The organism is Nonomuraea sp. ATR24 (assembly GCF_041950485.1).
Taxonomy (GTDB): domain Bacteria; phylum Actinomycetota; class Actinomycetes; order Streptosporangiales; family Streptosporangiaceae; genus Nonomuraea; species Nonomuraea ceibae.
On sequence record NZ_JBGNUU010000003.1, the window covers coordinates 362056 to 376007 of the forward strand.

The following is a 13952-nucleotide window of genomic DNA, read 5'->3' on the forward strand; positions in this document are numbered from 1 at the left end:
ACCACACCTACCCCGGGGGCATCACTGGCCACTCCGGCGGATCCGTACAGTGGAGGGAAAATTCCAGATAACGGATGGGTTTTGATGATCAAGGCAGTGGTGCTGGACGTCGGTGAGACGCTCATCGACGAGACGCGCATCTGGTCGCGGTGGGCCGACCGGCTCGGGGTGCCCAGGTTCGTACTGATGGGCGCGCTCGGCGGGATGGCCGCGCTCGACCGGTCCCACAGCGAGGCGTTCGAGCTCGTCCGGCCCGGCTTCGACTTCGAGGCGGAGAACGCGGCGTGGGAGCGGGACGAGCCCGGCAGCCTGCGCAACCATTTCGACGCCGACGACCTCTACCCGGACGTGCGGGAGGCGCTCGCCGCGCTGCGGGCGGCCGGCTACCAGGTGATCATCGCGGGCAACCAGCCGGAGCGGGCCTACGACGCGCTGGTGGCGATGGAGCTGCCGGTCGACTCGGTGCACACCTCCGACGGGTGGGGGGTGGCCAAGCCCGCGCCGGAGTTCTTCGCCAAGGTCGCGGCGGTCGCCGGGCGGCAGCCGGGGGAGATCCTGTACGTGGGGGACCGGCTGGACAACGACGTGCTGCCGGCCTCGGCGGCGGGCATGCGCACGGCGCTGCTGCGCCGGGGGCCGTGGGGCTACCTGCACGCCGAGCGGGCACAGGCCGCCCAGGTCGCCGACGTCATCGTCGACGACCTGCACGCCCTGCTCCCCGCCCTGCGCGGCATGGCCTGACGGCGGGGAGTCACTCGTCGTCGCGCTCGATGTGCACGGCGCGTTCCTCGGCCGACAGGTCGCCGCCGTCCTCGCCCCAGTCGGAGCCGATCTCGCGGTCCTCCGCGTCGGCCTCCAGGCCCTCGTCCGGCTGGGTCAGCCGGTGCTCGGGCCGGGGCGCGTGGCGCAGCCTGTCGGGCAGCTCGCGTCTGAGCCGTTCGTCGAGTGAGTCGCGATGCCGGGGATCGTCCTCGGTGATCTCGTAGTTGAGACCCCGGTCGTCGGTCCATTCCTCGACCGTGATCCCCTGCTCGTCGCTGTATCCGTATCGGTCCGGAGGCTGTTCGGTCATACGCGTCCCCTACCCCGTGGACGGGCCGGAATCCTAGGTTCCGGCCTGCCGCAGGGCGTCACGCAGTTCCTGCTTGTCCATCCGCGACCTGCCGGGGATGTCGGCGCGCTGCGCCTGCTCGTACAGTTCGGCCTTGGTCTCGCCGGTGACGGTCAGTGCGCGCAGCTCCTCGTCGCGGCGCTGCTTGAACGCCTGGCCGAGCTCGCGCAGCCGTTCGGGGGTCGCGGACTCGGTCAGCTGGGGGAGGAGTTCGTCCTCTTCCTCCTTGACGTGGTGGGTGACCGCGTCCTCAAGCTGCTGGAGGGTCTGGCGGAACTCCGCGGTGCCGGGCTCGGCGCGTACCAGGGAGTCGAGCAGGACCTCGGCCTCCTTGTGCTCCTCCACGCCGTGGTGGGCGTCGAGCTGGGGGTAGACGCGGTCCTCCTCGGCGCGGGAGTGGGCGGTGAGCAGGGCGTGCAGCTCGGCCGCGGTGGCGGCCTGGTCGCCCTGGCCGCTCCTGAGCCGTTCGAAGAGGGCTTCGACCTCGCGGTGGTCCTGGGTGATGAGGGAGATGACGTCGCTTGTCATGAGCACCGGGGCTACCCCGCCGGCGGCGGTCCAATCACGGTGGCGGGCATTGGTCAGGCGTTCTCCAGAACCGGGTTCAGCGTGCGGGCGGGCGCGGGCCGTACGGGCTGCAGGGCGGGCTGCAGGGCCGGGGCGGGGGCGGGGCGGCGGGCGAGCCTGGCGAACGCCACGGCGGCCAGCAGCGTCGCCGCCACGCAGGCCACGCCGCCCGCCTCCAGGGCCGCGCGCGGGCCGAAGGTGTCGCTCAGCCAGCCGAGCACCGGGCCGCCGAGCGCCCCCGAGGCCGCGCCGACCATGCCGACCGCGGCGATGACCCGGCCGCGCATGGCGTCGGGGCTGTCGAGCTGTGCCCGCGCCGAGACCGTGGTGTCCACCAGGATGGCCCCGGCCGCGATCGGCAGCATGGCGACGGCGAACGCGGGCAGGGTCGGCAGCAGCCCGCTCAGCGCCTGCAGGACGCTGATGGCGAGGGCGGAGCCGAGCAGCAGCCGCAGCGTCAGCCGCGCGCGGGAGGCGGTGATGACGCCGCCCACCACGGTGCCCACGGCGAAGACCGTGGAGAGCAGGCCGTAGCCGCCCGCGCCGCCCTCCAGCGGGCCCGCGCTCATCGCGGCCATGGTGACCTGGTAGTTGCGCCCCAGGCTGCCCAGCACCAGCGACAGCGCCAGCATCACCAGCAGCCACGGGGTCCGCAGCACGTAGCGGAGCCCGGCGGCGATGGCGCCGGGCTCGCGCTCGGCGCTCTCCAGCTCGTGGAACTCCGACGCCCGCATGGCGGCGACCGCCGCGATCACCGCGAAGAACGTGACCGCGTTGATCACGAACAGCCCGCCCTGACCGGTGACGGGCAGCATCACGCCCGCGATCGACATGCCCAGGATGCGTCCGGCGGAGTTGATGACGGAGCCGAGCGCCATCGCGTTCGGCAGGTCCTCGCGCGGCACCACCTCCGCGCCGAACCGGCCGAGCGCGGGCCCGCCGAGCGCCGAGACGACGCCGCCCGCCAGCGCCACCGCGTAGATGGGCAGCACGGAGTCCACGCCCGTCAGCGCGATCACGGCCAGCACGGCGGCCAGCGCGGCCTGGGCGAGCTGGGCCGCGATCACCACCGGCCGGCTCGGCAGCCGGTCGGCCAGCGCGCCGCCCCACATGCCCAGCAGCAGCGTCGGCAGCGCCTGCATGACCAGGCTGAGACCCATGCTGGTGGCCGACCCCGTCATGGACAGCACGAGCCAGTTGACCCCGAGGACCTGCATCCAGGTGCCGGTGATGGAGACCAGGTCCGCGCCTGCCCAGAGCCGGTAGTTGTGATGACGGAGGGCGCGGAACGTGGAGGAGGTGAGGGACAAGACTTTTCCTGTGCTTGACGGGGGCGACAGGTGGTGAACACCCTCTTTACGGACACGGATTCCGGTATGTCCCAAAAGTGAGGTAAGTCACGTTTAAAACGCGCGGAAGTCGGCCAGGGTCGCCAGCGCCGTCACGTCCAGGATCTCGATCCGCCCGTCGACCGGCCGGATCAGCCGGCGTCGCCGCAGGTCGCGCAGGGCTTTGGCGGTCAGGTCCGGGTCGGCGCCCGCCAGCGCCGCCAGCTCCGGCCCCGACAGCGGCACGCCGACGTCCAGGCCCCGGGTCCCGTGCCTGCCGTGCCGCCCGGCCAGCGACAGCAGCAGCCGTGCCAGGCACGCCCCCGTGTCGTAGCCGGCCAGGTCGAGCCTGCTCTGCTCGGCCCAGCGCAGCCGGTCCACGATGAACCGGCTCATCGCCAGTCCTGCGGGCGCCGAGCCCCTGACGAAGTCCAGGAACGCCGGCCCGCTGACGACCGAGGCGCGCACGGCGCCGCAGGTGGTCACGGTGGCCGCGTGCAGGCTGTGCGTGAGCGGCACCATGTCGCCCACCACGTCACCCGCCACCCGGACGGCCAGCAGCGATTCGTGGCCGCCGCCGGGCCTGGCCGACACCTTGGCCACGCCCTCCAACAGCACGAAGATCGGCGTGCTGGCCTCGCCCTGGCGCATCAGCACCTGCCCGGCCGCGTAGCGGGCCTCGGCGCCCAGGGCCAGCAGCCGCTCGCGCACGGCGGGCGGCAGGTAATGGAGGAAGGTGCCCTCGGGAAAGCTGCGCAGACCGGTCATGTCCCCCTCCGGCATCCCTCGCCTGTCGCGAATATGGCACCGGATCGGGGATCAGACCAGTTCGAGTGGGCTATCCCGGTTGGCCAGAGCCGCGTAGTGCCCGCCGGCGGCCATGAGCGCATCGTGGGTGCCGCGCTCGACCACCCGGCCGCCGTCCAGCACGACGATCTCATCGGCGTCGCGGATCGTCGACAGGCGGTGCGCGATCGTGATCGTGGTGCGGCCCCTGGCCAGCGCGTCGAGGGCCTCCTGGACGGCCCGCTCGGTCTGGGTGTCGAGCGCGCTGGTGGCCTCGTCCAGGATCAGCACCGGCGGGTCGCGCAGCAGCGTGCGGGCGATGGCCAGGCGCTGCTTCTCGCCGCCGGAGAAGCGGTGGCCGCGCTCGCCCACGAGCGTGTCGTAGCCGTCGGGCAGCGCGGCGATGTGGTCGTGGATGCGGGCCGCCCGCGCCGCCGCCTCGACCTCCTCGTCGGTGGCCGACGGGGCGCCGAAGCGCAGGTTGTCCGCGATCGAGGCGTGGAAGAGGTACGTCTCCTGCGACACCACGCCGACCGTCTCGGCCAGCGACTCGAAGGTCAGCTCGCGCACGTCCACGCCGTCGATCGTGACCCGCCCCTCGGCCACGTCGTACAGCCGGGGCGGCAGGTAGCCGAGCGTCGTCTTGCCGGAGCCCGTCTCGCCCACCACGGCCAGGCTGCCGCCCGCCGGGACGGTGATGTCGATCCCGCTGAGCGTGGGCGCGTCGCCGTAGGAGAAGCCGACGCCCTCGAAGCGGACCTCGCCGCGCACCTCGCGCAGCGTGCGGGTGCCGGGGCGGATGTCGACGGGCAGGTCCAGGTACTCGAAGATGCGCCCGAACAGCGCCAGCGAGCTCTGCACCTCCACGCCCAGCCGCAGCAGCGACACCGTGGGCCTGAACAGCGCGGCCTGCAACGTGGTGAAGGCCACCAGGGTGCCGACCGAGATCGCGCCGGTGTGGCCGACCGCCCAGTAGACGGCCGCGGGCATCGCCGCCATGATCACCTGGATGGTCGACTGCCGCCACCGCCCGGCCATGCTCGCCTTGACGCCCAGCGCGGCAAGCTCGTCGGAGGAGCGGGCGAAGCGCCCGGCCAGATCCTCGGCGCGGCCCATCGTCCGGCCGAGCAGGATGCCGCTGATCGACAGCGACTCCTGCACCATGGCGGAGATCGCCGCCAGCTTGCGCTGCCGCTCGGCGGTGATGCGCTTGCGCTCGCGGCCCACCTTGCGGCTGATCCACACGAACAGCGGCAGCAGCAGGAGCGAGACCGCCGTCAGCCGCCAGTCGAGCGCGAGCATCGCGACGATCGTGGCGATCACCGTGGTCAGGTTGGACACCAGGGAGGTGGCGGTCGAGGTGACGACCGCCTGCATGCCGCCGATGTCGTTGGCGATGCGCGACTGGATCTCGCCCGTCCTCGTGCGCGTGAAGAAGGCCAGGGACATGCGCTGGAGGTGGCCGTAGACGACGGTGCGCAGGTCGTGCATGACGTGCTGGCCGACGGTGGTGGACACCAGCGTCTGCACCACGTCGAACACGCTGGTGGTGACGGCGACGGCGATCATGCCGAGCGCGAGCAGCGTGAGCAGGCCGGTGTCGCGGTTCGGGATCGCCACGTCCAGCACCTCGCGCAGCAGGAACGGCGAGGCGAGCGAGACCAGGGAGGCCAGCAGGATCAGCGCGCCGACCAGGGCCAGGCGGCCGCGGTAGGGGCGGAAGAGGGTGATGATGCGCCGCAGGGGCGCCCGTGGCTCATCGGCCAAATCGGTACCTCGTTTCTGATGTTGTCTCAAACTGAGGTTACCTCAGTAAGCTGGCGTCATGGAGGACACGGAGCTCGCCGAGCTGTTCCATCAGGTCGGGCGGCGGCTGCGGCACCGCTACGCGCACCTGCTGGAGCCGCACGGCCTCAACCCGGGCCAGGCGCGGGCGCTGCGCGCGCTCGCCGACGCGGGGCGCCCGCTCAGGATGGTCCAGCTCGCCGAGGCGCTGCGCATCGTGCCGCGGTCGGTCACGCCCGTCGCCGACGCGCTGGAGGAGGCGGGGCTGGTGCGCCGGGAGGTCGACCCGGCCAACCGCCGCTCGACGCTGGTCGTCCTCACCGGCGCGGGCCGCGCCGCCGTCGAGCGCGCCCGCGAGGCGCGCCGCCGGGCCGGGCAGGAGCTGTTCGCGGTCCTGTCCGAGGACGAGCGCGACCGGCTCAAGGAGCTGCTGCGGGCGGTGGACGGCCAGTTCTCCTGAAGGGCTCAGGTGACCGTCCGGCCGCCGACGACGGTGCCCAGGCAGCCGGGCCCGCCCAGCAGGGCCGCGTACGGGTGGCGTCCCCGGGCGTCGAAGACCGCGAAGTCGGCCCGGCCCCCGGCGTGCAGCGAGCCCGCGCCGCCCGGCCCGCCCGCCATCCCGAGCGCCCGCGCCCCGCCCAGCGTCGCCGCCCGCACCAGCCGCTCGTCCAGGTCCCGCACCCGGCCGCCGAGCCCGCGCACGCCCTCGCGTACGGCCGCCGCCCGGGCGAGCGGGCCGGCCGCGGGCGCGTCCCCGGGGCCGGTGCCGAACGCCAGGACGTTGCCCTCGTCCAGCAGCGCCAGCCACTCCTCCGGGTACGGCGGCGACGGGCACAGGGCGACGGCGGCGCCGCGCAGGCGCAGGAGCTTGCGCTCGCCGGGGTCCAGGGCCCGGGCGCAGGCGACGTGGCAGTGCGGGCCGAGCAGGCCCGCCTCGTCGAGGGTGGCGGGCGCGTGCCGGTCGAGACGCACCAGCAGCCGCAGGCCGAACGTCCTGGCCAGCACCGCCACGTCCTCCAGCACGTGCGGGTCGCGGGTGACCGGCGCGACGCCGACGCCGCACGGCCGGTCCACCTCGCGGATCGCGGTGATGAGGGCGTCGCGCCCGCGTTCCTCCCACTCCCGCTCCGAGGCGCAGCGCACCTCGGCGTAGCAGACGCCGGGGAGCGCGCCGGGGTCGGCGGCCACGACGGCCCGCGCGGTGACCCCGGGGGCGGGCGGGCCCGGCGCGGCGCAGGCGTCGACCAGCCCCGCGACGATCGTCCCCGGCCAGCGCCGCTCGCTCGCGACGGGGCAGGAGGCCAGCAGCTCCGCCCGGGGGCCCACCGCCAGCACCCGCTCGCCCCGCACGGCGACGGCGCCGTCGCGGACCGGTCCGGCGGTGATGGGCAGGACGAGCGGGGCGGAGTGCAGGACGACGGGCGCGGGCGCGCGGGCGTTCAGCGTGGTTCCGGAACGCCGCGCGGACCTCATCGGAGCTCCCGTCTCGACTGGCGGATTGTCCCCTTTATGGCATTAAACGGGGTCTTGTCCTACCTGCGCAATCACCTGGTGAACGCCACGCGGGCGGTAGCGGCCCGACAGCCGGGCCAGCTTGAGGCTCAGGTGGAGCGCCAGCCGCTCGCCGCCGTCCTTGAGGTCCGTGCGGGCCAGCTCCTCCACCCGTTGCAGCCGGTAGTAGAGCGAGGTCCGGTGCAGCCGCAGCGCCCGCGAGGTCGCCACCGCGCTGCCCGCCAGGTCCAGGTACGTCTCCAGCGTCTCCAGCAGCGGCAGGTGCTGATCCTCGGCGAGCAGCAGCTCCAGCCCGGGGTGCAGCTCGTGGTCGGGGAGCCCGGTGAGCATCCGGTAGACGCCGAGCCGGTCCCAGCGGGCCGTGTGCCCGAGCCCGGGCACCCGCGCCGCCACCTCGGCCGCGTGCCGGGCCTCGGCGTACGAGCCCGCCGCCTCGGCCAGCGACGGCCTGGGCCGCCCGACGCCGACGACGACCCGGACCGACAGGGCGGCGTGCAGCTCGTCCGGCGCGAACGGGGCGCCGGACACGAGCAGCACGGCGTGGTCGTAGCGGACCAGGTGCAGCGGATGGTGGCCGCTCAGCCGCCGCCGCACCGCCAGCAGGCCCTGCTCCAGCGCCAGCCGCACCGCCTCGTCCGGCTCGCCCGACGGCTGCCTGGCGACCAGCGCGGTCACCGGCTGGCCCTGCGGGAACGCGCCGGCCTCGATGAGCTGCCTGGCCGCGTCGCGCTCGCCGCGCAGCAGCCCGGTCACCGCCTCCAGCTCCCGGTGCGAGGCCAGGCCGGTGGCCAGGCTCTCGTGGTAGAGCGCCAGGGCCAGCCCGGGTGCCGCCGCCGCGGCCTCCTCGACCTGGTCGGCGGTCATGGGCGGCGGGGCGTCGATGAACCACAGGAAGCCCAGCAGCCCGGCCTCGTGCCGTACCGGGACGCACACGCGCGGCAGCAGGCCGAGGTGGGGCGCGCCCGGGGTGCGCAGCGGGCCGGGGGAGTCGTGCGCCCCGGCGTCGCGCAGCCACTGGCGGACCTCCGGCGTGGTGTGGCGGCGCAGGATGGAGTCGCGGCGGATGTCGTCCATGACGCCGTTCTGCTCGCTGTAGGCGACGACCCGTTGCAGGCGGTCCTCCAGCAGCAGCGGACGCTCGAGCCGAGCGGCGAGCTCGTCGACGATCCGCTGAAGATCCGCCACAGACGCCCCTTGATGTGGGTATTTCAACAAATGTCGGAACGGCCACTACAGCTCTTCCCTACAACTGAACGGTGATCTCGGTCAATAGGGTCTATACCGTCAACTCGTGAACGCCCCGAAGAAGCTGCTCAAAGGCTTGCTAGCGGTCATCGTGACGATCCCGCTGAGCCTGATGGCGACCCCCGCTTCCGCAGCACCCCCCGCAGACGACCCCGAGCACCCCTGGCGGCTGGAGCACTGGCCGCAGACCCAGCCGTGGCAGCGCGACGCGCCTGAGGAGGCCCCGTCGCTGCGCCGCGACCGCCCGTCCACCGGCGTCAAGCCGATCGACCCGCAGAACTGGGTCAACCCCGATCACATGACGTGGGCGGACTACAAGCAGATCCCCGGCACCAAGTGGAACGACCCCGCGGTCAAGGGCTCCAAGCGCACCTTCAAGGGCGCCCTCGTCCTGCTGGACTACCCCAACCAGCCGTTCGTGGTGACCCAGCCCCGGGGCTCGACCATCTTCGCCAACCCCAGCGCCCAGGCCCACGACGTGCCGCGCGACCAGGTGGCCAAGTTCTACCAGGACTTCCTCAACACCCCGAACGACCTCAACCGGGGTCACACCATCCACGAATACTGGATGGAGGACTCCGGCGGACGCTACGGCGTCGAGCTGACCGGGTTCGGCCCGTACACGATGCCCGGCAAGGACCACGAGTACGCCATGGAGATGCAGGGCGGCGAGGGCTGCCCCTCCGGCGACTCCTGCAACAAGAACCTGCGCGCCGACGGCAACGCCGCCTGGCTGGCCGACGTCGGCAAGGAGACCGCCGACCAGTTCGACTTCGTCTTCTACCTGAGCGCCGGCCAGGACGAGTCGTCGACCTGGCAGGAGTTCGGCATGATGAAGTTCCCCACCAAGGAGGACGTGCCCGACGAGTGGGGCCCCGAGGGCGACCCCGCGCTGCCCAACTGGTCCAGGACCCGCTACGTCGAGTGGACCTCCTGGCAGTCCGGCTCCACCTTCTGGCCCAACGCCCGCTTCGGCGTCGACTCCGTGCAGGCCGAGAGCTCCGGCATGGGCGTCTACGCCCACGAGCTGAGCCACATCATGGGCATCGCCGACAACTACAACAACCCGTACGGGAAGCCGCCCCGGCGCGCCTACACCGGCATCTGGGAGATGCTCAGCCGCGGCAGCTTCAACGGGCCGGGCGGCCCGCACTCCCGCTGGCTGATCCCGCCCACCTCCGGCGGCTCGATGGGCGCCCAGCACATGCTCCGCAACAAGATCAAGCTGGAGATGGTCGACGAGGCCAACGTGCTGCGCCTGTCACGCGAGGCGCTCGACGAGTCCGGCCTGGTCACCGCCCGGATCACCGCCCGCGCCGCGCAGCCCGGCCCGAAGGGGCTGGCCGGCGTGAACATCCAGTTCGACACCCGCGACGAGAGCACCGGCTCCTGTGACGAGAAGGTCGACCCGCTCTGCGACGGCGGCGGCTACGACAACTACACCGTCGAGGTCGTGGACCGGATGGGCACCGACTCCTTCACCCCCGACTCCGGCGTCCTGCTGGCCAAGACCAAGAACATCGACGACGCCCCGTTCGAGTGGGTGATCGACGCCAACCCGCAGGACATCGGCATGACCGACTACGTGATGCCCGACGGGACCAAGGTGCCGATCACGATCGGCGACTACCGGCAGCTGTCCGACGCCCTCTTCCACGCCGGCACCGACTCCGGCAGCGAGTACGAGTACGTCGACGAGGCCAACCGGCTGCACTTCTACATCACCGACGTGCACCGCGACCGCCAGGGCGTGCTGTCCTACACCGTCGCCGTCCGCTCCCTCGACGGCTCGGGCCCGCAGCGGCGCGGCGTCCGGCTGCTGCCCGCCGCCGGCGTCCCGACCGGCAAGAACCTGTCCACCTGCACGTTCCCGCTGTTCAACACCGGCCGCTCCGGCCCGGTGCGCGGGCAGCACCCCGAGGACGTCAGCGCCTACCTCGGCTCCGACGTCTACCGTCTCAAGGCCGAGGTGTCGGGCAAGGGCTGGACCGCCCAGCTGCCCAACGCGCTGGCCTCCGTCGCCGCCGGCGAGCACGCCAAGGTGACGGTCAACGCGCTCCGCGGCGACGGCGGCTCCCGCCTCGCCCGGGTCAAGCTGACCGCCACCTCGGAGAGCGACCCGGCCAAGTCGATGACGGCCACCTGTCACGTGATCGGCCTGTAGCTGAACGACGGGGCACGGGCTGGCGTGGCCCGTGCCCCGTCGGTTTGAATCACCCCCGGAAGGGGGGTCACGTACGTGACAGCTGAGTTGGACAAGCCGCAGCGCCGGCGCAGGCTCGGGGTGGCCGCGCCCGTCGCCGCCGGCGTCGCGGCCGCCGCGGCCAGCATCCTCGCGGCGGCCCTCGAATGGGAGATCCCGCCCCTGGCCAAGGTCGGGGTCACCGCCGCCGCCGCGCTCCTGGTCGGCCTGGCCACCTGGGCCACCACCGAGAGCCGGCCCCGGCGCGGCGTCCCCGCCGAGCCGTCCTCACGCCCGCCCGACCAGTGGCCGCCCGTCCCCGAGCACTTCACCGGCCGCGCCGAGAGCCTCGCCGAGCTGCGCGAGGTCTTCGCCGCCCGCCGCCGGTCCGCCGCCGGCTCCCCGCCGCTCGTGGTCTCCCTGTACGGGCGCGGCGGCGTCGGCAAGTCGGCCCTCATGACCCGCTTCGGGGACGAGGTCGCCGCCTGGTTCCCCGACGGCCGCCTCTACGCCGACCTGCGCGGCGGCGTCGACGCCCCGGTACGGCCCGAGGAGGTGCTGACCGGGTTCCTGCGCGCGCTCGGCGTCCGGCTCACCATCGACCCCGGCGGCCTGGAGGAGCTGCGCAAGCTCTGGCTGACCTGGACCAAGGGCCGCCGCATCCTCATCGGCCTGGACAACGCGCACGACGCCGAGCAGGTCAAGGCGCTGATCCCGGCCGAGCGCGGCTGCGCGGTGCTGGTCACCTCCCGCCAGCCGCTGTTCCTGAACGGCACCCACGACACGCGGCTCGGCGTGTTCAGCGAGGCGCAGGGCGTGGAGCTGCTGGCCCGGCTGGCCGGCGGCGCCCGGGTGAGCGACGACCTGGAGTCGGCCCGGCGCATCGTCCGCCAGTGCGACCACCTGCCGCTGGCCGTCACCATCTGCGGCGGCCGGCTCGCCACCCGCGAGCAGTGGACGCTGCGCCAGATGGCCGACCGGCTGCACGACGAGCGCCGCCGCCTCGACCAGCTCGAACTCGCGCCCACCGTGGACAAGAGCGTGCGCGCCTCAGTCCAGCTCAGCTACGACGACTGCACGGGCGTGCAGCGCCGGCTGCTGCGGCTGCTCAGCGCGCTGCCCGCGCCCGACGTGCCCGCCTGGGTCGCGGGGGAGCTGCTCGACGTCTCCGGGCTCGACGGCGCCGACCAGCTCGAGGCGCTCATCGACGCCCAGCTCGCCGAGTGCTCCGGCACCGACGCCACCGGCGCGCTGCGCTACCGGCTGCACGACCTCGTCGCGCTGTTCGCCGCCGAGCTGGCCGGCGAGGACGACCCCGAGCGGCGCGGCGACGCCATCGAGCGGGTGCTGCACGGCTACCGCCGCCGTGCCGAGGAGGCCGCGCAGGACCGGTGGCCGCAGGACTGGAGCAAGGGCGGCCGCCGCTCCAGCACGGAGGGGCAGATCCACGCCGGCGACTGGCTCAACGCCGAGCGGCTCACGCTCATGTCGATGATCACGCTGGCCAGGCAGCTGGAGATGTGGGAGCTCACCTGGGGGCTGGCCAGGGCGTTCTGCTCGCTGTGTCACTCGCTGCGCGCCTACTGGGCCGACTGGCACACGGTGGCCGACCTCGGCTGCGAGGCCGCCGGGCGGGCCGGCGACCGGCGCGCCCAGGCGATCTCCATGCTCGACCGCGCCGCCGTACAGGGTGGTCAGGGCGGGCAGGAGCGGGGCCGCGCGGACGCCGAGTGGGCGCTGGAGGTCTTCACCGAGCTCGGCGAGCCGTGGTGGGCGGCCAGGGCGATGCGGGCCATCGGCATGACGCTGTTCAGCGACGGCCACCTCGACCGGGCGCAGGAGCATCTCATCGGCGCGATCACCGCGTTCAGGGGCGAGGAGGACTTCTGGTGGATGGCGCGCACCCAGCGCAACCTGGCCGAGCTGCGGCTGGCCGAACGGCGGCCGGAGGAGGCCAGGCGGCTGCTGGAGGACTCGCTGGAGGTCTTCGAGCGGGCGGGCAACCGCTACTCGGAGGCGCAGACGCTGCGCGTCTACGGCGAGGTGCTGGCCGCCCAGGCGCGCGGCCTGCGCCGGGCCGGTGAGCACCGGGCCGCGCAGGACAGCTTCGCCCGGGCAGGCCACAGCCTGGACCGGGCGGCCGAGATGTTCCGGCAGCGCGGCGAGCTGTGGGAGGAGGCCCGCTGCCTGCGCGCCGCGGGCGAGGTCGGCGACCCGGCCAACGGCCCGCGCGAGCTGGAGCTGGCCCGGCGGGCCGAGGAGATGCTGGCGGTGCTCGGCGACTCCTGGGGGGTGGCCCGCACCGCCGCCTCCATTGGCCGGGCGCTCGGCCGGCTGGGCCGGATGGCGGAGGCCGAGCACGAGCTGCGCCGGGCCGTGGGCGCGTTCGAGGAGCTGGGCGACCGCTGGTGGATGGCGCTCAGCCTGCGCTACCTGGGCGAGGCGCACCTGGACAACGGCGGGCGCGCCCCGGCGGTGCCGCCGTTGCGCCAGGCCAGGGACCTCTACCGCAGCCTGGGCAACGAGGCGGGCATGAGCAGGACGCTGGAGCTGCTCAGACGAGCGGAGACCTGAGCAGCTCGCCGGCCGCCTGCCTGGCCTCGTGGATGCTCTGCTCGAACAGCCTGCGCACCTGCGTGGCCTGGTCGGACAGCTCCTTGATGTGCGCGCGGGCCAGGTCGTCGCGCACGGTCTCGGCCACGAGCTGCTGGTACTCCGGGGTGCGCGCGGCCAGCGCCTCCAGCCGCTGGTGCGCGTGGAAGACCCGGTCGGCCTTGACCACCTGCTTGGCGTACTTCTCCAGGTTGCGCACCCGTCTGCACAGGGACGTCCAGGCGGCGTCGAGCGCCGAGCTGTAGGGCTTGAACGCGTCCTCCAGACCGGAGGGCAGGTCGCGGGGGACCAGCCGGCCGTGCTCGGCGTGCATGGCCGACAGCTTGGCCAGCCGCCGGCTGATCTGCCACAGCTCCTCCGGGAGCGTGACGCGGTTGTCGGTCGTGTCGATCAGTCCGGCCCGGTGCACCTGTGAGCCGAGGATCGCGTCGGCCGCCGCCTGCGCCCGGCGCAGCAGCACCTGGCAGGGGTGGTCGAGGTCCTCGGGCAGCACGTAGTGGCCGGCGTACTCGTAGGCGAGCCGGAGACGCCGCCTGGCGGCGCGGTTGGTGGCGTCGACCGCCATCCACCGCAGCATCGCGATCAGGCTCAGGCCCACCGCCGTCATCGCCACGCCGGCCACGCTGCCGGTCGCCAGCCAGATGAACAGCAGTGCGCCCGGCACGACGAACAGCCAGGTCGAAGAGTGGGAGGGCTCCATCCGCCGGCCGGTCCTGGCCATGCGGAGCACCTGAGGGCTGGAGCGCAGTTCGGCCGAGATGTCCGGGGGCAGCGATGGATCGATCACCATCCGTGGGGGCAGGGAGCGCGGATCCATACGTTC

The 13952-nt window shown here is 73.5% G+C and carries 12 protein-coding genes; 4 read left to right on the forward strand and 8 right to left on the reverse strand.

What is annotated here, in order from left to right; translation table 11 throughout:
• Positions 1 to 84 precede the first annotated feature (84 nt).
• Positions 85 to 741 (forward strand): HAD family hydrolase, encoded by a 657-nt coding sequence (locus tag ACBI99_RS09305; RefSeq protein ID WP_219511584.1) that lies wholly within the window; start codon positions 85 to 87, stop codon positions 739 to 741.
• Positions 742 to 751: 10 nt separating this feature from the next.
• Here the strand turns inward: ACBI99_RS09305 and ACBI99_RS09310 are convergent, their stop codons facing one another.
• The 5 genes from ACBI99_RS09310 to ACBI99_RS09330 all read right to left on the reverse strand — a co-directional run bounded on the left by ACBI99_RS09310 (position 752) and on the right by ACBI99_RS09330 (position 5559).
• Positions 752 to 1072, reverse strand: coding sequence for a DUF5709 domain-containing protein (locus tag ACBI99_RS09310; protein ID WP_219511585.1), 321 nt, complete (start codon positions 1070 to 1072; stop codon positions 752 to 754).
• A 33-nt stretch (positions 1073 to 1105) separates the two neighbouring features.
• Positions 1106 to 1639, reverse strand: coding sequence for a hemerythrin domain-containing protein (locus tag ACBI99_RS09315; RefSeq protein ID WP_357587262.1), 534 nt, complete (start codon positions 1637 to 1639; stop codon positions 1106 to 1108).
• A gap of 53 nt (positions 1640 to 1692) precedes the next feature.
• Positions 1693 to 2988, reverse strand: a complete 1296-nt coding sequence (locus tag ACBI99_RS09320; protein ID WP_357587260.1) for an MFS transporter — start codon at positions 2986 to 2988, stop codon at positions 1693 to 1695.
• Between the two features lie 93 nt (positions 2989 to 3081).
• On the reverse strand, positions 3082 to 3774 hold the full coding sequence (locus ACBI99_RS09325; RefSeq protein ID WP_357587258.1) for a Crp/Fnr family transcriptional regulator: 693 nt from the start codon (positions 3772 to 3774) through the stop codon (positions 3082 to 3084).
• A gap of 51 nt (positions 3775 to 3825) precedes the next feature.
• The gene (locus ACBI99_RS09330; RefSeq protein ID WP_375072095.1) at positions 3826 to 5559 is read right to left on the reverse strand and encodes an ABC transporter ATP-binding protein; all 1734 of its coding nucleotides are present in this window, start codon (positions 5557 to 5559) and stop codon (positions 3826 to 3828) included.
• Between the two features lie 58 nt (positions 5560 to 5617).
• On the opposite strand from ACBI99_RS09330, the gene ACBI99_RS09335 reads away from it, so the two are divergent.
• On the forward strand, positions 5618 to 6037 hold the full coding sequence (locus ACBI99_RS09335) for a MarR family transcriptional regulator (RefSeq protein ID WP_357587254.1): 420 nt from the start codon (positions 5618 to 5620) through the stop codon (positions 6035 to 6037).
• 5 nt (positions 6038 to 6042) lie between these two features.
• Here the strand turns inward: ACBI99_RS09335 and ACBI99_RS09340 are convergent, their stop codons facing one another.
• Positions 6043 to 7050: a hypothetical protein gene (locus tag ACBI99_RS09340; RefSeq protein WP_375072096.1), complete on the reverse strand. Its 1008-nt coding sequence runs from the start codon at positions 7048 to 7050 to the stop codon at positions 6043 to 6045.
• A 42-nt stretch (positions 7051 to 7092) separates the two neighbouring features.
• Complete coding sequence (locus ACBI99_RS09345) at positions 7093 to 8274, reverse strand: helix-turn-helix domain-containing protein (RefSeq protein ID WP_357587250.1); 1182 nt, start codon at positions 8272 to 8274, stop codon at positions 7093 to 7095.
• A gap of 106 nt (positions 8275 to 8380) precedes the next feature.
• On the opposite strand from ACBI99_RS09345, the gene ACBI99_RS09350 reads away from it, so the two are divergent.
• Both ACBI99_RS09350 and ACBI99_RS09355 read left to right on the forward strand, forming a co-directional pair.
• On the forward strand, positions 8381 to 10498 hold the full coding sequence (locus ACBI99_RS09350) for a M6 family metalloprotease domain-containing protein (RefSeq protein WP_308126075.1): 2118 nt from the start codon (positions 8381 to 8383) through the stop codon (positions 10496 to 10498).
• A 75-nt stretch (positions 10499 to 10573) separates the two neighbouring features.
• Positions 10574 to 13090, forward strand: coding sequence for a tetratricopeptide repeat protein (locus tag ACBI99_RS09355; protein WP_375072097.1), 2517 nt, complete (start codon positions 10574 to 10576; stop codon positions 13088 to 13090).
• Here the strand turns inward: ACBI99_RS09355 and ACBI99_RS09360 are convergent.
• Entirely contained in the window at positions 13071 to 13946 is an 876-nt protein-coding gene (locus tag ACBI99_RS09360) for a hypothetical protein (RefSeq protein WP_375072098.1), read from the reverse strand. The genes ACBI99_RS09355 and ACBI99_RS09360 overlap by 20 nt on opposite strands.
• Positions 13947 to 13952 lie beyond the last annotated feature (6 nt).